This is a genomic window from Streptomyces sp. NPDC096136, from assembly GCF_044763325.1.
Taxonomy (GTDB): Bacteria; Actinomycetota; Actinomycetes; order Streptomycetales; family Streptomycetaceae; genus Streptomyces.
On sequence record NZ_JBIWFZ010000001.1, the window covers coordinates 104,662 to 129,118 of the forward strand.

The window sequence follows — 24,457 nt, forward strand, 5'->3', positions numbered from 1 at the left end:
GGGCGGAGCCTGGCGGAGACGGACCCTCCGCTCGACGTGCCCGGGCAGGGCGGATCCCCGGCCGCCGGTGGGCGGAGCCTGGCGGAGACGGACCCTCCGCTCGACGTGCCCGGGCAGGGCGGATCCCCGGCCGCCGGTGGGCGGAGCCTGGCGGAGACGGACCCTCCGCTCGACGTGCCCGGGCAGGGCGGATCCCCGGCCGCCGGAGGGCCGAACCTGCCGGAGACCGCGCCGCCGGCCCCTCCCGGGCAGGTCCCCATGGGCGCGCCCGCCGCGACCGCCCCGCTGGACGCACCGCCCGCCGGCCCGCCCGGAGCGCCGGCCGCGGGACAGGCAGGGCCCCTGGACGAGCAGCTGCCGGTCCCCGGAGCCCCCGGCCTTCCGGCGGAGGCCGGCCCCCAGGGACCGCCGTCCGCCACCGGCCCCGCCCCCTGCCCCTCCGACACCGCCGGCGGCGCCACCACGCCCGGACGGCCCACCTCCCCGCGGACGCCGCCCTCCACCCCGCCCGGGAACCTCCCGGGCGGCGCCACGACCCCCGGGATGCCGCCCGCCACGCCCTCCGACCCCTTCTCGGACGCCCCCGGCTCGCTCCTCCCCGCCGATCCGGGTCTGACCCCGGACCCGGAGGACGTACCCACCACCGGCCCCACCGCGCCCGCCGACCCGTACGCCTCCCCCGACCGGCAGCCGGGCTCCGATCAGGGCGCCGACCAGGCCCCCTATCTGGAGAGCGCCTGACCCCGGGCTGTGTCATGGTGGATCGGTGCCGAGCACCGTATCGCTGCCGGAGGACTGGCCCGCACACCCGGACCGGTCCCTGTCACTGAACCGGATGGGCAGTTTCGACTGGGACCTGGTCACCGGGCTCATGCACCTGGACACGGCGGCCCTCGACGTCTTCGACACGCCCCCCGAGGAGTACGACGGGCGGCCGGAGTCGCTGGGCCGGCGCGTCCCGGCCGCCGAGGCCACCCGCCTCGACGCGATGGTCTCCAGCGCCCTGAAGAGCGGCTCGGACAGCTACGGGGCGTACTTCCGCATCCGCTGCCGTGACGGGCGGATGCGCTGGACGCACACCCAGGGCCGCGTCATGCGCGACCCCGACGGCCGCCCGTACCGGATCATCGGCATCGTCCGCGACGCCACCGAGGAGCTGAGCCACTCCGCCGAACGCCTCGGCCTGGACGAGGAGCGCCGCCGCCAGACCTCCGTCGTCGAGTCCACCACCGCCGCGCTCGCCCACGCCCGTACCGTCAAGGACGTCATCGACGTCATCGGCGACGCCCACGGGCTGGAGCGGCTCGGCTCGATGGGCATGGTGATGGGCCTGGTCGAGGCGGGCCGGATCCACCTGGTGGCGGAAGGCCCGGAGGGCAGCTTCGTCCCCGGCACGCGCTACACGCGCGTCGACGAGCAGTACCCGATGAGCGAGGTCGTCCGCTCGCTCCAGCCCCGGTTCCTGGAGTCGGCCGAGGAGTTCGCCGAAGGCTATCCGGCGCTCTGGTCGAGGATCTCGTACATGCGCATCTCGGCCGCCGCCTACCTGCCGCTGATCGCCCAGGCCCGGCCGATCGGCGCCATCGGGCTGCTCTACGAGGACAAGGACGGCTTCACCCAGGAGGAACGCAACCTCCTGGTCGCCCTGGGCAGCAGCATCGCGCAGAGCCTCCAGCGGGCGATGCTGCTGGAGCAGGAGCACGACCTCGCCGAAGGCCTCCAGCAGGCCATGCTGCCCCGCCGGATACCCGCCGTGCCCGGGGCCGAGATCGCGGTCCGCTACCGGTCCGCGCGGATGGGGCAGGACATCGGCGGCGACTGGTACGACGTCATCCCGCTGCCGGGCGGCCGCGTCGGGGCCGTCATCGGGGACGTCCAGGGCCACGACACGCACGCCGCGGCCGTGATGGGACAGCTGCGCATCGTCCTGCGCGCCTACGCCGCGGAGGGGCACTCCCCGGGCACGGTGATGGCCCGGGCCTCGGTCTTCCTGCACGAACTGGACACCGACCGCTTCGCGACCTGCACCTATGTCGAGGCCGACCTGTCCACGGGCGTGCTCCAGGTGGTCCGCGCCGGCCATATCGACCCACTGCTGCGGACCCGGGACGGGGAGTGCCGGCGCCTGCCGGTGGAGGGCGGGATGCCGCTCGGGCTGTCGGCGGAGTTCGGGCGGCTGGAGTACCCGGTGACGACGGTGGAACTGGACCCCGGGGAAACGCTTCTGCTGTGCACCGACGGGCTGGTGGAACAGCCGGGAGCCGACCTGGACGACGGCGTCCGCGTGCTGACGGGCCTGGTCCGCGAGGGACCGGACGACCTCCAGCTGCTCGCCGACCGGCTGTGCGAGGTGGCCGACGAGCGGGGCGGGGACGACGACATGGCCCTCCTGCTGCTGCACCGCGAGGGCGACGAGGCGGGCGAGGCCGGCGGCGGCCGGCTCCAGCAGCACGTCGCCCCCGGGGACCCCGAGGCCCTCGTCGCGGCCCGGCACATGATCGGAACGGCGGTGCGGGCGTGGGGCGCGCGGAGCCGGGCCGACGAGATCGAGCTGGTCGCGGACGAGCTGATCGTGAACGCCCTGATGCACACGGACGGCCCGGCGATCGTGACGCTGCGCGCCCTGAGCGGGCCGCAGCGGCGCCTCAGGGTGGAGGTGGAGGACCGCTCCAGCGCCCTCCCGCGCCGGCGGGAGGCGGGGGAGGCGGGGGTGTCGGGGAGGGGGCTGATGCTGGTGGACCGGCTGGCGGACGTGTGGGGGGTGGAGCCGAGGGGCGGCGGCAAGTGCGTGTGGTGCGAGTTCGTGGTCTCGTGACCCCGTCCCGCCCGTCCCGCCCGTCCCGCCCGTCCCGCCCGTCCCGCCCGTCCCGCCCGACTCGCGCCGTCCGGAGGTGCGCGTCAGGCTGGGAGGATGCCGGAGTTGCCGGAGGTCGAGGCGCTGAGGGAGTTCCTCGAAACACAGCTCGCCGGGCAGGTGGTCGCGCGCGCCCTCCCGCTCGCCGTCAGCGTGCTCAAGACCTACGACCCGCCGCTGACCGCCCTGGAGGGGCGGGCGACCGGCCCCGTCGCCCGCCACGGCAAGTTCCTCGACCTCCGCGTCGGCGAGCTCCACCTCGTCACCCACCTCGCCCGCGCCGGCTGGCTGCGCTGGCAGGACGCCTTCCCCGCGCAGCCCCCGCGCCCCGGCAAGGGACCGCTCGCGCTGCGCCTCGTGCTCGACGGCGGCGCCGGCTTCGACCTCACGGAGGCGGGCACGCAAAAACGCCTCGCCGTGTACGTCGTGCGCGACCCCCGTGAGGTCCCCGGCATCGCCCGCCTCGGCCCCGACCCGCTCGCCGCGGACTTCGACCGGGACGCCTTCGCCGCCCTCCTCGACGGGGAGCGGCGCCAGATCAAGGGGCTGCTGCGCGACCAGAGCGTGATCGCCGGCATCGGCAACGCCTACAGCGACGAGATCCTGCACGCCGCCCGCGTCTCGCCCTTCAAACCGGCCGCCTCCTTCGACGACGAGCAGGTCACCCACCTCTACGAGGCCGTGCGCGAGACCCTGCGGACCGCCGTAGAACGGGCCCGCGGCCTGGCCGCCGGCCGGCTGAAGGCGGAGAAGAAGAGCGGGCTGCGCGTGCACGGCCGGGACGGGGAGCCGTGCCCGGTGTGCGGGGACACCGTCCGCTCGGTGTCGTTCGCCGACTCCTCGCTCCAGTACTGCCCCACCTGCCAGACCGGCGGCAAGCCGCTCGCCGACCGCAGGCTCTCCCGCCTCCTCAAGTAGGGGGCCGCTGCGTAGACTCCGGCACCATGGCCGAGCAGCAGCAGCCACCGCCCCGGCGGGAGGTCGTCACCGGAGTCCCGCGCGCCGCGCGGCGCAGGCCGCCCGCGCACGCCCCCGCCCGCTCGGAGATCTCCGAGCAGACCACCCTCGGCGCCACCTACGTACGCGCCCTGATGCGCAGCCAGCTGCGCGCTGGGCTGGCCGCGGTGGCGCTGCTGTTCCTGCTGCTCGGGCTCCTCCCGCTGGGCTTCCTGCTGCCCCGGGCGGTCGCGGGCCCGGCGGTGTGGGTGGCGCTCGGACTTGTGGCGTACCCCGCGATGTGGCTGATAGCCCGCCGGTACGTGGCGCGGGCCGAGCGCAACGAGGCGGACTTCACGGGGCTGGTGACCGACCCCGCGGACATGGTCTAGCCAGGGCCTGCCTGGCGGCCCGGGGCCGGACACGGCGGCCCCGGTCGTGATCCGGCGGACGGGCCCTGGCGGGGCGTCAGAACAGGTGCATCGCCAGGTGGCCCAGCGGGAGTCCCAGTTGCCAGGCCGGGGTCCAGACGCGGGCGTTCTCGTCCAGGCCGGGCGGGGGGCCGGACTGTTCGGGCCGGTCCGGGTCGAGGTTGGTGGCGAACAGCTCGGTGTGGTCCAGCCAGCGCCAGGCCGCCCGGGCCAGCTCCAGGTCGGGGTCCTCGTCGCGGCCCCGCTCGCGGGCCTCCTCGCCCAGGGTGAGGAACCGGGTCTCGACCCAGTCGCGCCAGGGGTGCCCGTACGCCGTCAGGGACAGCCATTCGTCGAGCTGCGAGACGACGCGGATCCCGGAGAGCTCGCCGGCCGCGTCCGAGAGGTAGATCGTCAGCGCGAGCGTGTCCCGCCCGGCACGGAACTCCAGGGTGCTGACCGGGATCAGCCTGCCCGTGCGCAGCAGCTCGTCCGCGATGTACTCCGCGTAGAGCCAGGCCATGGGCACTGCCAGTCCGCCGTCACTGGTGCCGTTCGAACCCTCGGGCTGCACCGTTCCACCTCTCCCGCGCGTTGAGCCTGCCACCGTCATCCCCGAGCCTTCACCGGAGGGCTCGCGGGGCGGGGGATGTTTACTCAACTTGAACGGACTGATGCCGATTTCGGCGTGGATTGTGTCCGGTTCGTGCGCGTGGAGGGCGTTCCTTGAGTGTTCCTCCGGCGGGGCCGGGGCGTTCCCCGTCTCCCGCCCCGGTTCAGGCTCCCAGCCCGTACCCCTGGAGCCCCTTGCGCAGGGCGCGCAGGGCGTAGTGCGTGCGGGATTTGACCGTGCCGGCCGGAATGCCCAGCTCCGCCGCGGCCTCGGCGACCGAGCGGTCCTGGAAGTAGACCTGCATCAGCACCTCGCGGTGCTCCTGCCCCAGGCTGCCGACCGCCCGGCGCACGTCGATCGCCGTGACCGACCCGGCCACCGCGTCCTCCGGCGCGGGCGCCTGCTCCAGGCCGTCGGGTTCGACCTCCTGGGGCCGTGACAGCCGGGCCCGCCGGGCGTCGATCGCCAGCCGCCGGGCCACGGTGAACAGCCAGGGCCGCATGGACTCGTGCCCGGTCGCCAGCACCTCGGGGTGCTGCCAGACCCGGACGAGGGTCTCCTGTACGAGGTCCTCGGCGCGCTGCGCGTCGCCGGCGGTGAGGCCGAGCAGGAAGCCGAACAGGGCCCGCCCGTGCTCGCGCTGGAGTGCGGCGAGCGCAGCGGGTTCCGTGCGCTGGAGAGTGGGGGAGGGCGGCACGTCAGTGGCTCCTTCCGGATCCGCGGGGCGGGCGACGGGGCTTCGGGGAGGGGTCCGCGGGCGTCTTCACGGTCCGTCTGCACCCACCCTCACCTGCGCCGGGCCGCCCGGGAACCGTCCGGCGCCGGCGTTGCGCCCAAGCACCCGCGTGGTCCGGTGGGCGGCCGCGCCGGACGACGAACGGTTGAACGGCGCGCCGAACGGCCGGGGCCGTCGGAGTGAGGCGGGGGCGGGCGGACGGCGCCGTTCCTTGACTTGCGGCGCCCTCTCTTATGGATTCGTAGGGATTACAGATAATCCGATAATCCACTCAAGGAGAGCCGGGTCAGATGACCAAGCGCACCCGCAGGGGACTGGCCCTGCTGTCGGCCGCCCTGCTGTCCGCCGCGGCCGCCGGCTGCTCCGGCAGCGGCCACCCCGCCCCCGCCCGGCTCGGATCCAGCGCCGCCGGCGCGCCCGCGGCGGCGGCCCGATCCGCCCCGCCCGCCGCCCCCGCCCGCGGCTTCACCCTGGTCGCCAGCGGCGACGTCCTCCCGCACACCTCGATCATCCAGCGGGCGGCGGCCGACGCGGGCGGCGAGGGGTACGACTTCCGGCCGATGTTCTCCGCGGTCAAACCGCTCGTCTCGGCGGCCGACCTGGCCCTGTGCCACATGGAGACCATCTACGGGGACGACGACGGCCCCTTCAGCGGCTACCCCGCCTTCGTCTCCCCGCCCACGGTGGCCGACGCCCTCAAGGACGCCGGGTACGACGGCTGCTCCACCGCCTCCAACCACACCCTGGACGACGGCGCCGAAGGCCTGAAGCGCACCCTCGACCGCTTCGACAAGGTCGGCCTCGGCCACGCCGGCTCCGCCCGCACGGCCGCGGAGGCCGCCCGGACCACCCTCTACGCGGCCGGCTCCGCCAAGGTCGCCCACCTCGCCTACACCTACGACACCAACGGCTACCCGATGCCCGACGGCCAGCCGTGGGCGGTCGCCCTGATGCGCCAGGACAAGATCGTCGCGGACGCGCGGGCCGCCCGGAAGGCGGGCGCGGACGTGGTCCTCGTCAGCCTCCACTGGGGCACCGAGTGGCAGACCGAACCCGACGAGACCCAGCTCTCGCTCGGCAAGGCCCTCACCGCCTCGCAGACCGCCGGCCGCCCCGACATCGACATGATCCTGGGCACCCACGCCCACATCCCGCAGGCCTACGAGAAGGTCAACGGGACCTGGATCGTCTACGGGATGGGCGACCAGGTCGCCGGCGAGATGTTCAACCACACCGGCGACCGCGACATGCGCGGCAACTACGGCTCCATCGGCCGTTTCACCTTCGCCCCGCCCGCCGCACCCGGACAGCGCTGGCGGGTCACCCGGGCCGAGTTCGTCCCGCAGATGATGGACCTCTCCACCGGCCGGATCGTCAACCTCCCCGCCGCCCTCGCCCAGGACCCCGGCAACGCCGAGTACGAGAGCGCCCAGGACGCCGTCACCGAGGCCGTCCTCAGCCGCGACGCCGCGCAGGACGGCCTCACGCGCGCCCGGTGACGCCGGCCGCCCCTACGGGACCACCGTGACGGGCCAGCGGCCCGCCTTCACCAGCCGCACCGCCACCGAGCCGACGAGGCGGTGGCCGGCCCGCTCCGAGGCGCCGACCACCACCGCGTCCGCCTTCAGCTCGTCCGCGGCGTCCACCAGCCCGGCGAACGGGTCGCCGCGGAAGGTGTGGAACTCCCACCGCACCTCGAAGACCCCCCTGAGCCGCTCCGCCGAGGCGCGGATCTCGGCCACGATCTCCTCCGCCACCTCCCCCGTCGCCTCCGCCACCGGCGCGCCCAGGGAGGCACCCGCCGCCAGCACCGGCTGCACGTACACCAGCGCCAGCAGCGCGTTCTGCCGCCGGGCCAGGCCCGCCGCGTAGGCCGCCGCCCGCAGGGAGGACTCCGAGCCGTCCACCCCCGCGAGGATGACCTTCGGCCCGTCCGTGCCCCGTTCGAATGCCGTACCTGCGTGCTCCGTCACGCTGCCGAGGCTATCCCGTTCGGCGCGCGCCGCGGCGCGGCCCTCCCTACAGTGCATGGCATGAGTGCCACGCTGGAGCAGACCCGCGGTGCCCGCGGCAGGTTCCTCAACCGGGTCCCGGACGCCTTCGGGGCGTTCTTCGGAACGCTCGGCCTGCTGTGCGCGCTGCTGGCGCTCTCCCCGGTGCTGCGGGGACTGCTGCGGCCCGTGGTGCACTTCCTCGACGACTTCGTCGTACCGGTCAGCGAGAACCTCGCGTACGCCGTCTTCCTCTTCCTGCTCGCCGCCGCCCTCGGCATCCGCAAGAAGATCGCCTGGTGGATCGTCGTCACCTATCTGGCCCTGCTGATCCTCGTCGACGTCCTGATCATCGCGGGCGGGGACCTCTGGGTCGGCGGCCTGTCCATGGCCCTCGCGGTCGCCGCCCTCATCGTGCTCATCGCCGCCCGCAAGGAGTTCTACGCCGCCTCCCGCCCCGGCGCCGTCTGGCGCGCCCTGCTCGTCCTGGGCCTAGGGCTGCTCGCCGCCGTCCTCCTCGGCTGGGCCCTCGTGGCGCTGTTCCCCGGCACCCTGCCCAAGGAACAATGGCTGGACTGGGCCGCCAAACAGGTCTTCGGCGGACTCTTCTCCGCCCGGCAGTTCGACGGCCGCCCGCCCCGCTTCCTCTACTTCCTCCTCGGCCTCTTCGGCGCCCTCGCCCTGCTGAACGCCGCCGCGACCCTCTTCCGCTCCCAGCGCCTGACCGCCGCCCTGCACGGGGACGAGGAACCCCGCATCCGCGCCCTGCTCGGCGCCTACGGCCGCGCCGACTCCCTCGGCTACTTCGCCACCCGGCGCGACAAGGCCGTCGTCTTCGCCCCCAACGGCAAGGCCGGCGTCACCTACCGCGTCGAGGCCGGCGTCTGCCTCGCCAGCGGCGACCCGGTCGGCGACCCCGGCGCCTGGACCCCCGCCATCGACGCCTGGCTCGCCGTGGCCCGCCGCTACGGCTGGCAGCCCGCCGTCATGGGCGCCTCCGAGGACGGCGCGACCGCCTACGCCCGCTCCGGGCTCAGCGCCCTCCAGCTCGGCGACGAGGCCATCCTGCACGTCGCCCACTTCGACCTCGACGGCCGCGACATGCGCGTCACCCGGCAGGCCGTCAACCGGGTCAGGCGCGCCGGCGCCACCACCCTGATCCGCCGCCACTCGGCCCTGACCGACGAGGAGATGCAGAAGATCGTCGACCGGGCCGACCACTGGCGCGACACCGAGACCGAACGCGGCTTCTCCATGGCCCTGGACCGGCTCGGCGACCCCGCGGACGGGGACTGCCTGCTCGTGGAGGCCTTCGACGCCCAGGGCGAGCTGATCGCCCTGCTCTCCTTCGTCCCCTGGGGCAAGGACGGCATCTCCCTCGACCTGATGCGCCGCGACCGCGCCGCCCCCAACGGCGTCATGGAGTTCATGGTGGCCGAGCTCTGCGCGGCCGCCCCCGGCCTCGGCGTGCGCCGGATCTCCCTCAACTTCGCCGTCTTCCGCTCCGCCTTCGAGGAGGGCGGGCGGATCGGCGCCGGGCCGGTGCTCAAGCTCTGGCGCAGGCTGCTGCTGTTCTTCTCCCGCTGGTGGCAGCTGGAGGCCCTCTACCGCTCCAACGTCAAGTACGGGCCCGAGTGGTACCCCCGCTTCCTCTGCTACCAGGACGCCGGCTCGCTCGCCCGGGTCAGCCTCGCCTCCGGCATCGCCGAGGGCTTCGTCTCCGTGCCCAGCCTGCGCAAACTGTGGGGCAAGGGCCACCAGCCCCGCGGCCTCACCGCCCCCGCCGACACCGCCGGGCTGCCCTCCATCGACTCCCTCGGCCTGGAGTTCGTGCAGGAGGGGGAGCGCGCGCCCGCCGAGCGGCTGCCCGAGCAGGTCCGGGTCCGCCACGCCAAGCTGGAGCGGATCCGCGCGGCCGGCACCGACCCCTACCCCGTCGGGATCCGGCAGCGCACCCACACCGCCGCCCGGCTCAAGGCCGACCACCCCGGCCGGCTCCCCGCCGGCGCCCGCACCGGCGAACCGGTCGTCCTCGCCGGCCGGGTGATGGTCGTGCGCGACCTCGGCGGAGCGGTCTTCGCCGTCCTGCGCGACTGGACCGGCGACGTCCAGCTGATGTTCACCCGCGACGAGTCCGGGCCGGCCGTACTGGACTCCTTCACCTCCCAGGTCGACTTCGGCGACCACGTGGTCGCCGCCGGGACCGCCGCCGCCAGCCGCAGCGGGGAGCTGTCCGTCCTCGTCGACTCCTGGCAGCTCACCGGCAAGTGCCTGCGCCCCCTCCCCGACAAGCGCAAGGGCCTGGCCGACCCGGAGGCCCGGGTCCGCCGCCGCTACCTCGACCTGGTCGCCAGCCCCGACGCGCGCGACGTCGTACGGGCCCGCTCCAGCGCCGTGCAGGCGCTGCGCCAGGGACTCCTGGACCGCGGCTACCTGGAGGTCGAGACCCCGATGCTCCAGCAGATCCACGGCGGCGCCAACGCCCGCCCCTTCCGCACCCACATCAACGCCTACGACCTCGACCTGTACCTGCGCATCGCACCCGAGCTCTACCTCAAGCGGCTGTGCGTCGGCGGCATGGAGAAGGTCTTCGAGATGGGCCGCACCTTCCGCAACGAGGGCGTCTCCTACAAGCACAACCCCGAGTTCACGATGCTGGAGGCCTACCAGGCCTTCGCCGACTACGACGTGATGCTCGACCTCACCCGCGAGCTGATCCAGGGCGCCGCCACCGCCGCCTTCGGCTCGCCCATTGCCCACAAGGCGGGCCCCGACGGCAAGCTCGTCGTGCACGACATCTCCGGGCCCTGGCCGGTCAAGACCATGTACGGGGCCATCGGCGAAGCCCTCGGCGAGGAGGTCGACGCCGACACCGAGGAACACCGGCTGCGCGTCCTGTGCGACCGGGCCGGCGTCCCGCACGGACCGGAGGACACCCGGGGCGACGTGGTCCTGGAGATGTACGAGCGCCTCGTGGAGGAGCGGACCAAACTCCCCACCTTCTACAAGGACTTCCCCACCGACGTCTCCCCGCTCACCCGGCAGCACCGCAGGGACCCCCGGCTCGCCGAACGCTGGGACCTCGTCGCCTTCGGCACCGAACTGGGCACCGCCTATTCCGAGCTCACCGACCCCGTGGAACAGCGCCGGCGGCTCACCGCCCAGTCCCTGCTGGCGGTCGGCGGCGACCCGGAGGCGATGGAACTCGACAACGACTTCCTCGACGCCCTGGAGTACGCCATGCCGCCCACCGGAGGGCTGGGCATCGGGGTCGACCGGCTGGTCATGTTCCTCACGGGTCTGACGATCCGCGAGACGCTGCCGTTCCCGCTCGTGCGCCAGAGCTGACCGGGCGGCCCGGCGGGCTGCTGGTCCGAGCGGGTGACGGGAACGGGGCGCGTCCGCGCCCCTCGACATCTTCGGCGATGTCGTTGATACGTAGTAATAATGACAAATGACGAGCCGACAGTAGGGCGGCGCGTGCTCCTGCGCACCGCCGTCTTCCTCGGAATCGCCGCCGCCTCCTCCGGTCTGCTCGGCAGGGGCGAGGACGGCCCACCGGCCGCTGCGCCCGGCGGACCCGCCACCGGCACCCCCGCGCCGGCCGCCGGACCGGGCGCCGGGGCCGCCGGGGCACCGGGCCTGCGCCCGGAGGGGCTGCCCGACGCGCCCTACCGGCTCAAGCCGATGACGGCCGAGGCCCCCGCGAAGCCGCCCGCCGTGAAGCCCGCCGTCCGTACCCGGCCCATCCTGGAGCTGCCCCAGGGGGCGGCCGCGGGCCCCAGGGCCATGGTGCTCACCTTCGACGACGGCCCCGACCCGCGCTACACCCCGTCCATCCTGGACACCCTCGCCCGGTACGGGGTCCGCGCGATGTTCTTCGTCTGCGGGGAGATGGCCACCGACAACCGCGACCTCCTGCGCCGGATGGCCGCCGAGGGGCACGTCATCGGCAACCACACCTGGACCCACCCGCTGATCCCCAAGCTCGGCCGGTCCGCGCTGGAGTCGGAGATCGGGCGCACCAGCGAGGTCGTCGAACAGGCCGTGGGACAGCCCCCGCTGTGGTTCCGGGCCCCCTACGGGGCGTGGAACCGGGCCGCCTTCGAGATCGGGGCCGACCTGGGGATGGAGCCGCTGGCCTGGACGGTGGACAGCCTCGACTGGACGGAGCCGGGCACCACCAGCATCGTCTCCCGGGTCCTGGACGGGGCCGCCCCGGGCGTGATCGTGCTGAACCACGACGCCGGCGGCAACCGGTCGCAGAGCGTCCGGGCGCTGGAGACGTACCTGCCCCAGCTGCTGGCCCGCGGCTACCGGATGACCCTCCCGGTCCTGCCGCCGCGCTGAGGCCGGGGCCCGCGCGCGGGCCGGGGGCCGCCGGCGGGCCGCCGCGCGGGAGGGCGGCGGCCCGCCGGACGGACCAGGTGAAACGTTTGTTCAGCGGGCTTCCACCATCCGCGCGAAGACGACCACGTTGCCGTCGTAGCCCTTGGCCTTCGAGTAGCCGCCGCCGCAGGTGATGACCCGCAGCTCCGGGTGCCCGGTGTCCCCGTACACCCGCGCCCCGGGGAAGGCGTCCTTCGCGAACACCTCCACCCCGTACACCTCGAAGACGGCCGTCCGGCCGTCGTAGCGCTCCACCTCGATGTGGTTGCCCGGCTTGAGCGAGCCCAGGCCGTAGAAGACCGCCGGGCCCTGCGCGTTGTCCACGTGGCCCACGATCACCGCCGACCCCTGCTGGCCCGGCGAGATGCCGTTGAGGTACCAGCCCGCCAGGTTGCGGTCCTGCGGCGGCGGGGCGTCGATCCAGCCCTGCGCGTCCAGGCCGACCGTCATCACCGGCGCGTCCACGTTGATCGTCGGAATCCGGATGCGCTGCACCGACGAGTGGTCCAGCACCTCCATGTCCGCGGGCGGCGCGGGCGCGTCGGCCGGCTGCCGGTCGGCCCGTGCGGCCACGGCCGCGGCGGCGGTCGGCTGCGGCGGCCCGTCCTCCACGTTCGCCCCGTTCCGCATCATGGCGAGGCCGCTGAGCAGTGCCAGTGCGAGCACGCCCCAAGGGGAACGTCTCCTCGGCCGCTGCCCGGTCTCGTCCTCGAGCATGGCTCTCCCTTCCCGACGCGGGGGTCCCGACCCGCGTTCCAGTCCCTCCCCTGTACGCCCTTCTTCCCGCACGCTAAGGGCGGAAGGGCGGGACGGCGATCGGGGAGGGGCGAACGGGTGGTGCCGCCGGACGGGGTGCGGCCATCCAGGTAATCATCACATAAATGCCTGACGGCTCGTGACCTGCGGATCCGTCAGATGCGCCGGGCGTGCTTCGGCGTGTCGCTCAACCGGGCGGCCCAAGGGCGGAAATGCGCTGGTTGCGCCCCGCCGGGAGGGTTCGTGATGGGAGGCGTTCTCGTCGATCTGCCCGGGCCACCGCTCCGGGGCGCTCTCCCGCTGGAGGTTCCACCATGCGTGCTTTCCGCGCTCTCACCGTGACCGCGGCCGCCTGCGCCGCGCTCGGGCTCAGTGCCCCGTTCGCCGCCGCGAACAACCCGAACGGCGGCGGCAACGGGCCGAGCAACGTCACGGTCAACCCGTACTCCGTCCACCAGGGCGCCTCGATGCAGGTCAGCGCGGCCGGCTGCGGCCACGGCGGCACGGTCTGGTCCCACGGCAACTTTCCGCAGACCAACCTGTCGGCCGGCTCCATCGGCTTCGCGACCGTCCGGATCTTCAACCACGCCTCTCCCGGCCACCACACCCTGTCGGTCAAGTGCCACGACAACAGCCTCGTCGCCACGCACCGCTTCACGATCCTGGCGGGCAACGGAGCCCAGGGCGGCCTCGGCGGCTCCTTCGGCCCGTCCACCGCCGAGACGGCCATCGGGGCGGGCCTGGTCGGTGCCGCGGCGCTCGGCGCGGGCGTGCACGTGGTGCGCCGCCGCCGTCCGGCCGCCGCCGCCCGCAGCTGACGCGCTCCGTGGTGCACGGCGCCGCCCCCCCCCGGGCCCGGCCGCGTCCGCGGGGGCCCGGGCGGGGTCAGTGGCCGCGGGTCGCGCGGCGCCGGCGCAGGGCGTACGTGGTGCCGCCCGCGGCGGCGGCGAAGAGGACGGCGCCCGCGGCGAGTTCGACCGGATCGGCCCCGGCGATGCTGCCGCCGAGCCCGCCGCGGACGCCGAGCGTGGCGGTGGTCGCGCGGGGGGCGGCGGTCGCGCGGGCCGGCGGTGTGGCCGCGCGGGCCGGCGGTGTGGTCCGGGCGGGCTGGATGGGGCGGGCGGGCTGGGTGGTGCGGGCCGGCGGTGTGGTGCGCGCGGGCGCGGGGGTGCGCGTCGGCGGTGTGGTGAAGGGCGGCGGCCTCAGGCCCGTGCCGGTCGTGGCGGTCGGGGAGGGGGTGCGCCGGGGGCCGGAGGTGGAGCTGGTGCTGGGCCGCGTCGTCCCGCCGGAGATGGTGAGGTCGGCGGAGCCGTTCTCCCCGTTGCAGGTGAAGGTGACCGAGTAGAGGGCTCCCGGCCGGGCGTCGCGGTCGACCCGGACCTTGACGGTCTTGCCCCGTTCGATGGTCACGGTGTCGAAGACCCCGGACGAGGCGGTGGCGAAGGCGGCGGCGCAGTTGCTGACGGAGAGGGTGACCGTGCCGCCCGGTGCGACCGTCGAGGGGGTGACGGCGAAGGCGAAGGAGGTGGCGGGCGCCGCCTCGGCCGCGAGGGCGACGGGCGCGCCGAAGGCGCCGAGCGCGAGGGCGAGGCCCGCGGCGCCGGCGCTCAGCAGGGTGGTGGCGGAGCTGCGTATCGCACCCATGGTCGCGTTCCTCCGGATCTCCGAGGCGCAGTCGCGCAGCGTTTCCGCACGGGTGGGGTCGTGCGCCTCGATGTCCGCCACGCTAGGTCCCGGCCGGGTGACCCGCGATCAGGGACGGGCGAATGGGGCACGGCCGTAGGCCGAACCGGGGAGGGGACCCCCTCCCGCGGTTTGGCGGGCGGCCCGGCCGTGCCCCGTCCGCTCAGCTCTTCAGGCCGAGGTGCGGGAACTGGGAGAGGAAGGGTTCGGCGGTGGCCGCGACCCCTCGTCCGAAGGGTGCGTCGAAGTCCCAGATCAGGAACAGCAGGAAGGCGATCAGCGCACTGAACAGGCCGGCGAGCAGCAGCTCGCGGAAGGAGCGGCGGATCTGCAGGGTGAAGATCAGCCCGACGGTCACCAGGGCCCCGGCGATCAGTCCGAACCACACCACCCCGGGCATGGTGGCCCCGGCGCTCTCGCCCCGCGCGTTGCGGGCGTCGTCCACCAGCGCGACCTGGTCGACCAGGGGCTGGTAGGCCTGTCCCTCGTGGTCGGTCTGCGGCTCGTAGTCGGTCACGTCGCGGCGGATCTTCTCCAGCAGCTCCGCGCTCCGGTCGGTGAGCTCGTTCTCCTTGGACATGTGCGCCCACTCCGTGTCGACCACGTAGGTCACGTACGCGTCGACGTCGGAGCGGATCCTCTTTCGCACCTCGGCCGGGTAGACCTCGGAGCGGACGCTGATCTCGTGCAGGGCCTGGGACTCCTGGCGCACGTACTCCTGGGCGGCCCCGCGGCCCTCCCAGACGCCGGCGATCGCGAGGCCCAGGACGATCGCGTAGATCACCCCGATCATCATCGTCATGTACTCGATGACGTCCGGGGTCTCGTTCGGATCGTCGTCCTCGGTGATCCTGCGGTGGTTGAAGAAGGCGATGGACAGCACCACGGCGCAGGCCGCGGCCATCGCGAGGGACAGGACGAGCCATTCCGACAAGACGACTCCCAATCGGTGGGCGGTGGCGATCGGTGGACACCGGCGGGCCGCCGCGCGGTGGGCGGCGGGCGGCGGGCGGCACGGGGGTGGGCGGCGGGCGCGGACTAGCGCGGGCGCAGCGCGACGATCGCGAGCACGGCGGGGGCGGCGGTCATGAGGGTGAACGTGACCGGTGAGATGTGGTGTTCGAGCGGTTTGCGCGCGGCGGTGTGGTATGCGGGCCGCGGCACCTTGGCCTTCGGTGCGGGCGGCTTCGGTGCGGGGGCGGGCGGCGGAGGGGGCGCGGGCCGTGGCGGAGGAGGTGCGGGCGCCGCCTGGACCCGGGGTGCGGGCGGCTGCGGTGCGGGCGGCCGGGGCGCGGGAGGCGCGGGCTTCGGCGGCTCCGGGGCCGGTGGCGGAGGAGGGGGTGGCGGGGTGGGCTTGGGCGGCGGCGGCGGCGTCGGCTTGGGCGGGGTCGGGGTGGGGGTCGGGGTGGGCGTGGGGGTGGGCTTCGGCGGACACGGCGGGGGAGGGGGCGGCGGGCAGTGGTGCTCGTGCCCGTGGCCGCGTCCCTTGTCGTGGCCGCGGCCCTTTCCGGGTCCGCCGTCGTGATGTCCGCCACCCGCGGAGACCGCGCTCCCGCCGCTGCCGGCGTACGCGTACACCTCGACGGAGATCGATCCGTCCCCGGCGGCGATCGACGCGTAGGCGCAGCTATCGGCCACGGCCGGAGTGGTCGACAGGGTCGCCCACAGCAGGACCGGGGCCGCCAGCAGGCGTCTGGCTAAGGCTCTGTTCACCCGGCGAGCATGGGGTCGCGCGCGCCCGCGCACGCGGGACCCGGGACCGGTTCGCCCGAACGGGCGGATCCTGGACCGGTGAGGTTTGAGACAGATTCTGATCGCTTGTGATTGAACGCCGGTCAATTCTCAAAAGGCATTTGTCGGTTTCCGCGGCGTCGGCGGCGGTCCCGGTCACCTTTGGTGTGTGACCAAGAACGGACCGGCAATTTCCGCTTTTGCTCGCCCTGTTGGGCAATGATCAGTACATTCGGCTCGGACAGGAGTCCGACCCCCGGGCGGACCAGGTACGAACACGACACGACAACGGCTTGGAGACCCCGATGGAACGCCCCGCCTGGGCCCCGCCAGGCATCGACATATCGGTGCCGAGCGTGTCCCGTATCTACGATTACTACCTGGGCGGCTCCCACAATTTCGAGGTCGACCGGCAGGCCGCCCGCCGGGCCATGGAATTCATGCCGGGCCTCCCCAAGATCATGCAGGCCAACCGGGCCTTCATGCGCCGCACCGTCCGCCACGCCGTCGCCGAGGGCATCACCCAGTTCCTCGACATCGGCTCCGGCATCCCCACCTTCGGCAACGTCCACGAGATCGCCCGCGCCGCCACCCCCGAGGCCCGCGTCGTCTACGTCGACCACGACCCGGTCGCCGTCGCGCACAGCCGGGCCGTCCTGGCCGGCGACGACCGGACCGGTGTGGTCGCCGCCGATCTGCGCAAGCCCCAGGACATCCTGGCCGCCCCCGAGGTCCGCCGGCTGCTGGACCTGGAGCGGCCCGTCGCCCTGATGCTGGTCGCCGTCCTGCACTTCCTGGAGGACGCCGACGAGCCGTACGCCGCCGTCGCGGAGCTGCGCGACGCCCTGGCCCCGGGCAGCGTGCTGATCCTCACCCACGCCTCCTACGAGGGCATCCCGCTCAGCGAGGAGGTCGCCGCCGGGACCGTCGGCGTCTACCGCGACATCCGCAACCCGCTGGTCATGCGCGGCCACGAGGAGATCGCCGGCTTCTTCGACGGCTTCGAGCTGCTGGAGCCGGGGCTCGTCTCCATGCCCGACTGGCACCCCGAGCGCACCGGGCCGCTCGCGGAGGGCGAGACCCCGGAGGATCCGTACGCCTTCTCGGGCTTCGGCGGCGTGGGACGCAAGGCGTGAGACTCCCCGCTCCGACGCCCCCGCCCGCGACCCCCGGCCAGGCCCACCCGGCGGGGGGCGCCGGGTCCGCGTCCGCGCAGGCGCCCGCGGCCGGCGCGGCTGCGCCCGTCCCGCACGCCGGCCGGGCACCGCTGCACGAGCCGCTCATCGGGCTCGAGGACCGGATCGCGCGCTTCGCCACCATCTGGGGGAGGGCCATCTTCCCGGTCACGGCCACCTCCCTGACCCGTCCCGAGTTCGAACAGCACCTCGTCCCGCTCGCCCGGACCCTCGCCCAGGCCCTGCACGCCCGCCCCTTCGACGCGGGCGTCGCCCAGGCCGTGGGCGCCGAACTCGTCGCCGTCCACTGCACCGACCCCGAGGCCCTCGCAGGCACCCTCGGCGTCGTCGAGTCCTACCTCGTCCTGTACTGCGGCCCGGACGGCACCGCCGCCGACGGCAGCGAGAGCACCGAGGAGTACCGCTCCCGCTGCGCCCGCCTCCAGCACGGCATCGCCGCCGGATTCGCCCGCGCGCTGCGCGAGCGGACCCTCAGGGAGCAGGAGGCCATCGCCCGCTCCGCCCTGACCGCCCGCATCGACGCCCAGCAGGCCCTGCACGCCAGCGAGGAGCGCTTCCGTGCCGTCTTCGAGGGCGCGGCCGTCGGCATCGGCATCGCCGACCTCGACGGCAACATCCTGGAGGTCAATGACACCCTCCTCAAGATGTTCGGCGGCCTGGAAGGACACGTCCGCAGCCGCAACGTCAGCGAGTGGGGCCACCCCGACGACACCCCGCACGTCTGGAAGATGTACGGGGAACTCGTACGCGGCGAACGCGAGCACTACCGCGTGGAGAAGCCCTACTACCGGCACGACGGCACCGTGCTCTGGACCAACCTGACGGTGTCCCTGCTGCGCGACGCCGACGGCGCCCCGCAGTACCAGCTGGCCCTGATGGAGGACACCACCGAACGCCGGCTGCTGAACCTGCGCCTGCGCTACGAGGCCACGCACGACGCGCTGACCGGGCTCCCCAACCGCACGCTGTTCTTCGAACGGCTGGAGAAGGCCCTGAACGCCGCCCCCGGCAGCCGCTTCGGCCTGTGCTACCTCGACCTCGACGGGTTCAAGACCGTCAACGACAGCCTCGGCCACTCCGCCGGCGACCGCCTCCTCGTGGAGGTCGCCGACCGCCTGCAGAGCTGCGCCACCGGGCCGGGCGAGGTCGTCGCCCGGCTGGGCGGCGACGAGTTCGTGGCCCTCACCACCGGCCCCGGAGCCCAGACCGAGGAGAAGGTCACCGACCTCGCCGTCCGCATCCTCACCGCGCTGTCCACGCCCATCCGGCTGGAGGGCCGGGAGCTGTCCGTGCGCGGCAGCATCGGCATCGTCGAGGGCGCCTCGGGCGAGCGCACCCCGGCGGAGGTGCTGCGCAGCGCCGACATCACCATGTACCGGGCCAAGGCGGCCGGCGGCAACCGCTTCGAGTTCGCCGACGCCGAGGCCGACGCCCGGGCCATCACCCGCCACGGCCTGACCAACGCCCTGCCGGCGGCGCTGGAACGCGGCGAGTTCTTCATCGAGTACCAGCCCCTGGTGCACCTGCACGACGGAAGCGTGCGCGGCGCGGAGGCGCTGGTGCGCTGGTCGCACCCCCAGTACGGGGTGCTCGGCCCGGACCGCTTCATCCCGCTGGCCGAGCGGACCGGCCTGATCGTCCCCCTCGGCCGCTGGGTCCTGGAGGAGTCCGTCCGCCAGGCCCGCAACTGGCAGCGCCAGCACGGCGGTGCGCCCCTGCGCGTCAACGTCAACCTCTCGCCCACCCAGCTGACCCACCCCGGGCTGGTCGCCGACACCCTGCGCGTCCTGGAGTCCTCCGGCCTGGCCCCCGGCGCGCTGTGCCTGGAGGTCACCGAGTCCGCCCTCATCGGCGCCGACGACGAACTCCTCGAACCGCTGCGCCGACTCGCCGCGCTCGGCGTGGACATCGCCCTCGACGACTTCGGCACCGGCTACTCGAACCTGGCCAACCTGCGCAGGCTGCCGGTCAGCGTCCTGAAGCTGGACCGCTCCTTCACCCAGGGCATGCAGCAGGAGCCGGCCGACCCCGTCGACGTCAAGATCGTGGAGGGGATCGTCGCCCTGGCCCACAGCCTGGAGCTCGCGGTGACGGTCGAGGGGGTGGAGACCGGAGCCCAGGCGGCCCAGCTCCGCGCCCTCGGCTGCGACACGGCCCAGGGCTGGTACTACGCCCGCCCGGGGTCCCCGGACCGCATCCACACCCTCTCGCTCTGCGACGCGGTCCCCACCCGATGAGCTAGGCGGGCCCCGGGCCCCGGGCGTGCGCCCCGGCCGCCCCGGCCCGCCGCACCGCCCTGGAGCGTCTGGCCCGGAGCGGGCTCGGAGTGCCAGCCCTGGCCCGCCCGGCCCGGAGCCTCTGGCCCGGTGTGTCGGGCCGGCTCAGGGGCGGCCGCCGTGGCGCGACGGCCGGCCCCGGCGGGTTCGCCGTGCGGGCGAGTCGGGCGGGGTCGCCGTGGGGGAGGGATTGCCTGCCCTGCGGGCGGCCGTCAGTTCATCCCCGCCTCCGTTCCCCGGCCGGGCTCGCGGACCGCGGCGAGCACCCGCCGGTGGCGTTCGGAGGTGTCGGCCAGCAGCCGCTCGGCCACCGGCAGGCGCTCGGCCTCGTATCCGTCGAGGGTGCCGGCCGCCTCCGGGTCCGTGAGGGCGGCGGCCAGGGTGCGGGCGAGGGCCGCCGCGTCCTGGATGCCCGTGTTCATGCCGAGTCCTCCGGCGATGGGGTGGACATGGGCGGCGTCCCCGGCGAGGAGGACCCGGCCTTCGCGCATCCGGGCGGCCCGGCGGACGTTGACCCGCCAACTGGAGAGCCAGGTGGCCTCCGTCAGCCGTATGCCCGCCATCCCGGCGTGCCGGTCGAAGAGTCGCTGGAAGCCGTCCGGGGTCGGCGGCAGGGGCTCTCCGTCCTCACCGGTCTCCGGGGAGGCCTGGAGCTGGAAGGTGTCCGTGCCCGGCATCGGGCAGAGCATGATCCCGCCGCCCTCGGTGGTGAACCACTGGTGCCAGTACGCGCGACTGAGCCCGGGGGCCCGCACGTCCCCGACGACCATCGTCGGCTTCTCCTCGGTGTACCCCTCGAAGGGGATGCCGAGGAGCTCGCGGGTGGTGCTGCGGCCGCCGTCGCACCCGGCGGCGTAAGCGGCGCGGGCCGAACCGCCGTCGGCCAGGCGGACGGTGACCCCGGCCGGGTCCTGGGCGAGGCCGGTCACCCGGGCCCCGTACTCGACGCGGACGCCGAGGCCGGCGAGCCGCTCCCGGAGGATCTCCTCGACCTGCCACTGGCCGATCAGCAGGCCGCCCCCGTCGACCGGGGTGTCTTTGACGTGGGCGCCGTCGAAGTACTTGCGCAGGACCACGCCCCGGGAGCCGGTGGCGGCCATCCGGTCCGCGACCCCGAGTCGGCCGAGGACTTCCTGGCTGTCCGGGGTGAGTCCCTTGCCCCGGGATTCGCGGTGCGGGCCTGTACGCCCGTCGAGGACGCGGACGGAGGCGCCGCGCAGGGTCAGGGCGCAGGCCAGGGTGAGTCCGGTGGGGCCGGAGCCCACGATCAGGACGTCGGTCGTCGCGCGGGTCGTCGTGTCAGCCATCGGAGGGGTCCTCTCTTGTCGTCTCGTCGTCGCTGAACCAAGGAAAGCGCGCCCCGACGAAAAATGCAACCGGGTTAAGAAATTGACTTGGTTGCGATTTGGTTCTAGGGTGGTGCCATGGAGAACACGACGGGTCTGCGCGAGAGCAAGAAACTGCGTACGCGTCGCCAGTTGGCGGCCACGGCGCTGGAACTGTTCCTGGAACGGGGCTTCGACGCCGTGTCCGTGGCCGATGTGGCCGCGGCGGCCGAAGTCTCCAAGCCCACCCTGTTCCGGTACTTCCCGAGCAAGGAGGACCTGGTCCTCGACCGCTTCGCCGACCACCAGGACGAGGCGGCGCGGATCGTGCGGGAGCGGCCGGCGGGCCGGAGCCCGGTGGGCGCGCTCCACGACCACTTCCTGGCCGCCCTCGCGGAGCGCGACCCCATCACCGGGCTCTGCGACCATCCGAACGTGCTCGCCTTCCAGGGCCTGCTGTACTCCACGGCGAGCCTGGAGGGCCGGATCGCCCACTACACGTCCCGCGAGGTGGAACTGCTCGCCGCCGTCCTGGAGGGGGAGCAGGTCGAGCCGCTGTCCGCCCGCCTCGCAGCGACACACCTGGTGGCGGTCCGTCAGGGGCTGGGTCGGGAGAACTGGCGTCGCATCGACGCGGGCAGTACGGCGGACGAGGCCTACCCGGCGGCCGTCGCCGACGCCGACCGGGCCTTCGGCATGCTGGCCGACGGTCTCGACCGGACCCTGGACCCCCTGATATCCCGGGCCTGAGCGGTCGGGCCGCCGGGTCCTGCAGGGTGCCCGGCGGGAGCCCGCCGGGCAGCGGGCCGGAGAGGTGGTGTGCGGATGGCCGCGCGGTATGTGACCGAGCTGGTCGGGGCGTTGGAGCGGTACGGGGAGCGGCCTGCGATCGGGGCCGGACCCCGGGTCCTGCGGTTCTCCGAGGTGCTGGACGCCGTCCACCGGCTGGCCGGGGCGCTTACGGAGGCGGGGGTCGGGCGGGGAGCGGGGCTGGCCTGTGTGACGGGCGGCAACCTGCCGGAGGCCCTGCTGGTGCGGATCGCCGCGCATCTGCTGGGGGTCCGGCTGACGCAGGTGGTGACCGGCCCGGCGGTGCACGGCCTGGAGTTCATCCTGCGGGACTGCCTGCCGGACCTGGTGGTGCACGACGTTCCGGTACCGGCGACGGGGGTGCCGCTGCTGGCCCTCGACGAGCTGATGGCGAGGGCGGCCGCGCGGGAGCCGGCCGAAGTCAGGGTGCGGGCGCGGGAGGAGGACGTGGCCCGGGTGACGTACACCGGCGGGACCACCGGTCGGCCCAAGGGGGTGGCGTCCACGTTCGGGGCGATGGCCGCGCGGGACGGCCGGCGCGGGGCCGCCTGGACCGAGACGGTGCACCTGTCGGTCACCAGCCTCGCCCAGCGGGCCGGCGGGAGGTGCCTGGAGCAGCTGCGGGCCGGCGGCAGGGTGGAGATCCTCGACCCCTTCGCACCGGGGGAGTTCGCGGCGGCCTGCCGACGGCTCGGGCGGGTGTCCACGTACCTGACGGCCCCGATGGTGTACCGGCTGCTGGACGACCCCGCGACCGCCGGGGGCATTCCCGGGCTGGAAGCCGTCTCGTACGGCGCCTCGCCGATCCTTCCCGAGCGGCTCCGCGAGGCGGTGACCCGCTGGGGCGGGCGCTGGCGGCAGGGCTACGGGATGAACGAGGCAGCCGTGATCGCCCGCCTCACCCCGGCCGACCACGACGAGGCGGTGGCCGGCCGGCCCGAGCTGCTGGCGTCCGCGGGGCGCCCGGCCGCGGGGGTGGAGGTCCAGGTGCGCGACGGGCGGGACGCGGTGCTGCCCGCGGGGCGTACCGGCGAGCTGTGGGTCCGGTCGGCGGCGATGATGACCGGCTACTGGAACCAGCCGGAGCTGACCGCCGAGGTGCTGCGGGACGGATGGCTGCGCACCGGGGACCTCGGCCATGTCGACGGCGGCGGGTACCTGTACCTGGACGACCGGAGCAAGGACGTGGTGATCGTCGACGGGGTCAACATCTACAGCCTGCCGGTCGAGGCGGCGCTCGCCCGGCACCCGGCCGTCGCCGAGGCCGTCGTGGTGGGCCGGCCCGGTGCAGCGACAGGCGAGGAGGTCTGCGCCTTCCTCGTACCGGCCGCCGGCCACACCCCCAGCGACACGGCGGCCGCCGAAGCGTGCGACCTGGTGGAACGCGAGCTCGCCCCGGCGCACCGCCCGACGGCGGTCTTCTGGGAGGCGGACATCCCGCTCACGGACCGCGGCAAGCCCGACAAACGCCGCCTGCGCACCCGCGCGGCGGCCGCACCCGCCACCGGCCGCTGACTCGTACGGGGTCCCGAAAACGGGAACGTGCTCCGTGCCGCCCCACGGCCGGACAGCGCCCCGGCCTCCCCGGGCCCTACCCCGGTCGCGACGATGCCCAGGTCCAGTCCCGGGTCTGGGGCCGGTGGTGCCGGGGCGGGGACGGGCTCGGCCCGCCCCGGGGCCGGTGGTGCCCGGGCCCATGCGGGCTCGGTCCAGGCCTGGGGGCGGTGGTGCCCGGGCCCAGGCGGGCTCGGTCCAGGCCTGGGGGCGGGGTGCCGGGGCTCGGGGGTGGCCGGCCGGGGTTCGGGGCGGGTCAGGTGGTCAGGATGCGTTTCAGTTCGCGGGCCGCGCGGGGCGGGGCGACGTCCGTGCGGTGGGCCAGGGCGATCGTGCGGCGGAGCGGGGAGCCCGCGAGGGGGGTGGCGCGCAGGCCCGGGCCGCCGTGTTCCACGACCATCGCCGGGACCACCGCGACGCCCAGCCCCGCCCGTACGAAGCCGAGGACGGCGTCCATCTCGCCGCCCTCCACGGTGAACACCGGCTCGAACCCCGCGGCCCGGCAGGCCCCCACCGTCAGGTCCCGCAGGTCGTAGCCGTGCCGGAACATGACCATGGGCTCCTCGCGCAGGTCGGCGATGGCCAGCTCCCCGCCACCGCCCGGCGGCGGCAGTTCGCGGGACGAGACGACGACCAGGTCCTCCGTCAGCAGCTCCACCGTGGTCAGCGGGGGAGCCGACGGCGGCAGCGGCAGCACGATCAGTGCCAGGTCCAGGACCCCGCGCGCGAGTTCCCGTACCAGGTCCAGCGAGCCGCCCTCCTCGATCAGCAGCTCGATGCCCGGATGCGCCGTGTGGAAGGCGCGCAGCACCTCCGGCAGCAGCCCCGTGCACACGCTCGGCGTCGCCCCCAGCCGCACCCGGCCGCGCCGCAGCTGGAGCAGCTCCTGCACCTCCAGCCGCGCCGTGTCCGCGTCCGCCAGGATCCGCCGGGCCAGGGGCAGCAGCGCCTCGCCCGCGTCGGTCAGCGCGATGTTCCCCCGCGCCCGGTTGAACAGCTCGGCGCCGAGCTCCCGTTCGAGCGCCTTGATCTGCTGCGACAGCGAGGGCTGGGCCACGTGCTCCCGCTCGGCGGCCCGGGTGAAGTGCCGGGTCTCGGCGACGGCGACGAAGTACACCAGCTGCTGGAACTGCATGCCCCCCAGGCTAGCCTCCGAGGCGGCCTTTCATAGTGATTGCCTATCGTGATCAGCTCCAC

Annotated in this window: 20 protein-coding genes and 1 pseudogene; 12 read left to right on the forward strand and 9 right to left on the reverse strand. The window is 74.4% G+C overall.

Annotation, left to right across the window (positions count from 1 at the left end):
* The 4 genes and pseudogenes from ACIRBY_RS00445 to ACIRBY_RS00460 form a co-directional block, all read left to right on the forward strand.
* Window positions 1-741, forward strand: a pseudogene (locus ACIRBY_RS00445) (hypothetical protein); the annotation flags it as partial.
* Between the two features lie 94 nt (window positions 742-835).
* The gene (locus tag ACIRBY_RS00450; protein ID WP_403895202.1) at window positions 836-2,815 is read left to right on the forward strand and encodes a SpoIIE family protein phosphatase; all 1,980 of its coding nucleotides are present in this window, start codon (window positions 836-838) and stop codon (window positions 2,813-2,815) included.
* A gap of 96 nt (window positions 2,816-2,911) precedes the next feature.
* Window positions 2,912-3,772 carry an Fpg/Nei family DNA glycosylase gene (locus tag ACIRBY_RS00455; protein WP_403893874.1) on the forward strand — a complete coding sequence of 287 codons (861 nt, stop codon included), beginning with the start codon at window positions 2,912-2,914 and terminating at the stop codon, window positions 3,770-3,772.
* A 26-nt stretch (window positions 3,773-3,798) separates the two neighbouring features.
* Window positions 3,799-4,182, forward strand: a complete 384-nt coding sequence (locus ACIRBY_RS00460; RefSeq protein ID WP_403893876.1) for a hypothetical protein — start codon at window positions 3,799-3,801, stop codon at window positions 4,180-4,182.
* A gap of 76 nt (window positions 4,183-4,258) precedes the next feature.
* Here ACIRBY_RS00460 and ACIRBY_RS00465 read toward each other — a convergent pair whose 3' ends face one another.
* Both ACIRBY_RS00465 and ACIRBY_RS00470 read right to left on the reverse strand, forming a co-directional pair.
* Window positions 4,259-4,723, reverse strand: coding sequence for a hypothetical protein (locus tag ACIRBY_RS00465; RefSeq protein ID WP_403895205.1), 465 nt, complete (start codon window positions 4,721-4,723; stop codon window positions 4,259-4,261).
* A gap of 253 nt (window positions 4,724-4,976) precedes the next feature.
* Window positions 4,977-5,510 carry a sigma-70 family RNA polymerase sigma factor gene (locus tag ACIRBY_RS00470; RefSeq protein WP_403893878.1) on the reverse strand — a complete coding sequence of 178 codons (534 nt, stop codon included), beginning with the start codon at window positions 5,508-5,510 and terminating at the stop codon, window positions 4,977-4,979.
* Between the two features lie 329 nt (window positions 5,511-5,839).
* Between ACIRBY_RS00470 and ACIRBY_RS00475 the strand changes: the two genes are divergently transcribed.
* Entirely contained in the window at window positions 5,840-7,048 is a 1,209-nt protein-coding gene (locus ACIRBY_RS00475) for a CapA family protein (RefSeq protein ID WP_403893880.1), read from the forward strand.
* A gap of 12 nt (window positions 7,049-7,060) precedes the next feature.
* On the opposite strand, the gene ACIRBY_RS00480 is transcribed toward ACIRBY_RS00475, so the two are convergent.
* Window positions 7,061-7,522 (reverse strand): universal stress protein, encoded by a 462-nt coding sequence (locus ACIRBY_RS00480; RefSeq protein WP_403893882.1) that lies wholly within the window; start codon window positions 7,520-7,522, stop codon window positions 7,061-7,063.
* 60 nt (window positions 7,523-7,582) lie between these two features.
* On the opposite strand from ACIRBY_RS00480, the gene lysX reads away from it, so the two are divergent.
* Together lysX and ACIRBY_RS00490 are read left to right on the forward strand one after the other, a co-directional pair.
* Window positions 7,583-10,888 (forward strand): bifunctional lysylphosphatidylglycerol synthetase/lysine--tRNA ligase LysX, encoded by a 3,306-nt coding sequence (lysX, locus tag ACIRBY_RS00485; protein WP_403893884.1) that lies wholly within the window; start codon window positions 7,583-7,585, stop codon window positions 10,886-10,888.
* A gap of 99 nt (window positions 10,889-10,987) precedes the next feature.
* Window positions 10,988-11,890 carry a polysaccharide deacetylase family protein gene (locus ACIRBY_RS00490; RefSeq protein ID WP_403893886.1) on the forward strand — a complete coding sequence of 301 codons (903 nt, stop codon included), beginning with the start codon at window positions 10,988-10,990 and terminating at the stop codon, window positions 11,888-11,890.
* A gap of 90 nt (window positions 11,891-11,980) precedes the next feature.
* Here the strand turns inward: ACIRBY_RS00490 and ACIRBY_RS00495 are convergent, their stop codons facing one another.
* Entirely contained in the window at window positions 11,981-12,646 is a 666-nt protein-coding gene (locus tag ACIRBY_RS00495; protein WP_403893888.1) for a class F sortase, read from the reverse strand.
* Between the two features lie 353 nt (window positions 12,647-12,999).
* Between ACIRBY_RS00495 and ACIRBY_RS00500 the strand changes: the two genes are divergently transcribed.
* Window positions 13,000-13,503 carry a hypothetical protein gene (locus ACIRBY_RS00500; RefSeq protein ID WP_403893890.1) on the forward strand — a complete coding sequence of 168 codons (504 nt, stop codon included), beginning with the start codon at window positions 13,000-13,002 and terminating at the stop codon, window positions 13,501-13,503.
* A 67-nt stretch (window positions 13,504-13,570) separates the two neighbouring features.
* Here the strand turns inward: ACIRBY_RS00500 and ACIRBY_RS00505 are convergent, their stop codons facing one another.
* From ACIRBY_RS00505 to ACIRBY_RS00515, 3 genes are all read right to left on the reverse strand, one after another.
* Window positions 13,571-14,410, reverse strand: coding sequence for a hypothetical protein (locus ACIRBY_RS00505; protein ID WP_403893892.1), 840 nt, complete (start codon window positions 14,408-14,410; stop codon window positions 13,571-13,573).
* Window positions 14,411-14,531: 121 nt separating this feature from the next.
* The gene (locus tag ACIRBY_RS00510) at window positions 14,532-15,302 is read right to left on the reverse strand and encodes a hypothetical protein (RefSeq protein WP_403893894.1); all 771 of its coding nucleotides are present in this window, start codon (window positions 15,300-15,302) and stop codon (window positions 14,532-14,534) included.
* A 104-nt stretch (window positions 15,303-15,406) separates the two neighbouring features.
* Window positions 15,407-15,532, reverse strand: a complete 126-nt coding sequence (locus ACIRBY_RS00515) for a hypothetical protein (RefSeq protein WP_403893896.1) — start codon at window positions 15,530-15,532, stop codon at window positions 15,407-15,409.
* Between the two features lie 872 nt (window positions 15,533-16,404).
* Between ACIRBY_RS00515 and ACIRBY_RS00520 the strand changes: the two genes are divergently transcribed.
* Window positions 16,405-17,235: an SAM-dependent methyltransferase gene (locus tag ACIRBY_RS00520; RefSeq protein WP_403893898.1), complete on the forward strand. Its 831-nt coding sequence runs from the start codon at window positions 16,405-16,407 to the stop codon at window positions 17,233-17,235.
* Window positions 17,236-17,366: 131 nt separating this feature from the next.
* Entirely contained in the window at window positions 17,367-19,532 is a 2,166-nt protein-coding gene (locus ACIRBY_RS00525) for a putative bifunctional diguanylate cyclase/phosphodiesterase (protein ID WP_403895208.1), read from the forward strand.
* A gap of 251 nt (window positions 19,533-19,783) precedes the next feature.
* On the opposite strand, the gene ACIRBY_RS00530 is transcribed toward ACIRBY_RS00525, so the two are convergent.
* Entirely contained in the window at window positions 19,784-20,878 is a 1,095-nt protein-coding gene (locus ACIRBY_RS00530) for an FAD-dependent monooxygenase (RefSeq protein WP_403893900.1), read from the reverse strand.
* 117 nt (window positions 20,879-20,995) lie between these two features.
* On the opposite strand from ACIRBY_RS00530, the gene ACIRBY_RS00535 reads away from it, so the two are divergent.
* Both ACIRBY_RS00535 and ACIRBY_RS00540 read left to right on the forward strand, forming a co-directional pair.
* Complete coding sequence (locus ACIRBY_RS00535) at window positions 20,996-21,646, forward strand: TetR/AcrR family transcriptional regulator (RefSeq protein ID WP_403893902.1); 651 nt, start codon at window positions 20,996-20,998, stop codon at window positions 21,644-21,646.
* Window positions 21,647-21,721: 75 nt separating this feature from the next.
* Window positions 21,722-23,221 (forward strand): class I adenylate-forming enzyme family protein, encoded by a 1,500-nt coding sequence (locus tag ACIRBY_RS00540; protein WP_403893904.1) that lies wholly within the window; start codon window positions 21,722-21,724, stop codon window positions 23,219-23,221.
* Window positions 23,222-23,516: 295 nt separating this feature from the next.
* On the opposite strand, the gene ACIRBY_RS00545 is transcribed toward ACIRBY_RS00540, so the two are convergent.
* Window positions 23,517-24,395, reverse strand: a complete 879-nt coding sequence (locus ACIRBY_RS00545) for a LysR family transcriptional regulator (protein WP_403893906.1) — start codon at window positions 24,393-24,395, stop codon at window positions 23,517-23,519.
* Window positions 24,396-24,457: the final 62 nt, after the last annotated feature.

What these genes read in the sequence shown, in the direction of transcription:
- ACIRBY_RS00530 (WP_403893900.1), bottom strand. Translation starts at nt 20,878, where the DNA reads ATGGCTGACACGACGACCCGCGCGACGACCGACGTCCTGATCGTGGGC.
- ACIRBY_RS00540 (WP_403893904.1), top strand. Translation starts at nt 21,722, where the DNA reads ATGGCCGCGCGGTATGTGACCGAGCTGGTCGGGGCGTTGGAGCGGTAC.
- ACIRBY_RS00500 (WP_403893890.1), top strand. Translation starts at nt 13,000, where the DNA reads ATGCGTGCTTTCCGCGCTCTCACCGTGACCGCGGCCGCCTGCGCCGCG.
- ACIRBY_RS00455 (WP_403893874.1), top strand. Translation starts at nt 2,912, where the DNA reads ATGCCGGAGTTGCCGGAGGTCGAGGCGCTGAGGGAGTTCCTCGAAACA.
- lysX (WP_403893884.1), top strand. Translation starts at nt 7,583, where the DNA reads ATGAGTGCCACGCTGGAGCAGACCCGCGGTGCCCGCGGCAGGTTCCTC.
- ACIRBY_RS00495 (WP_403893888.1), bottom strand. Translation starts at nt 12,646, where the DNA reads ATGCTCGAGGACGAGACCGGGCAGCGGCCGAGGAGACGTTCCCCTTGG.
- ACIRBY_RS00475 (WP_403893880.1), top strand. Translation starts at nt 5,840, where the DNA reads ATGACCAAGCGCACCCGCAGGGGACTGGCCCTGCTGTCGGCCGCCCTG.
- ACIRBY_RS00545 (WP_403893906.1), bottom strand. Translation starts at nt 24,395, where the DNA reads ATGCAGTTCCAGCAGCTGGTGTACTTCGTCGCCGTCGCCGAGACCCGG.
- ACIRBY_RS00450 (WP_403895202.1), top strand. Translation starts at nt 836, where the DNA reads ATGGGCAGTTTCGACTGGGACCTGGTCACCGGGCTCATGCACCTGGAC.
- ACIRBY_RS00490 (WP_403893886.1), top strand. Translation starts at nt 10,988, where the DNA reads ATGACAAATGACGAGCCGACAGTAGGGCGGCGCGTGCTCCTGCGCACC.
- ACIRBY_RS00460 (WP_403893876.1), top strand. Translation starts at nt 3,799, where the DNA reads ATGGCCGAGCAGCAGCAGCCACCGCCCCGGCGGGAGGTCGTCACCGGA.
- ACIRBY_RS00520 (WP_403893898.1), top strand. Translation starts at nt 16,405, where the DNA reads ATGGAACGCCCCGCCTGGGCCCCGCCAGGCATCGACATATCGGTGCCG.
- ACIRBY_RS00465 (WP_403895205.1), bottom strand. Translation starts at nt 4,723, where the DNA reads ATGGCCTGGCTCTACGCGGAGTACATCGCGGACGAGCTGCTGCGCACG.
- ACIRBY_RS00535 (WP_403893902.1), top strand. Translation starts at nt 20,996, where the DNA reads ATGGAGAACACGACGGGTCTGCGCGAGAGCAAGAAACTGCGTACGCGT.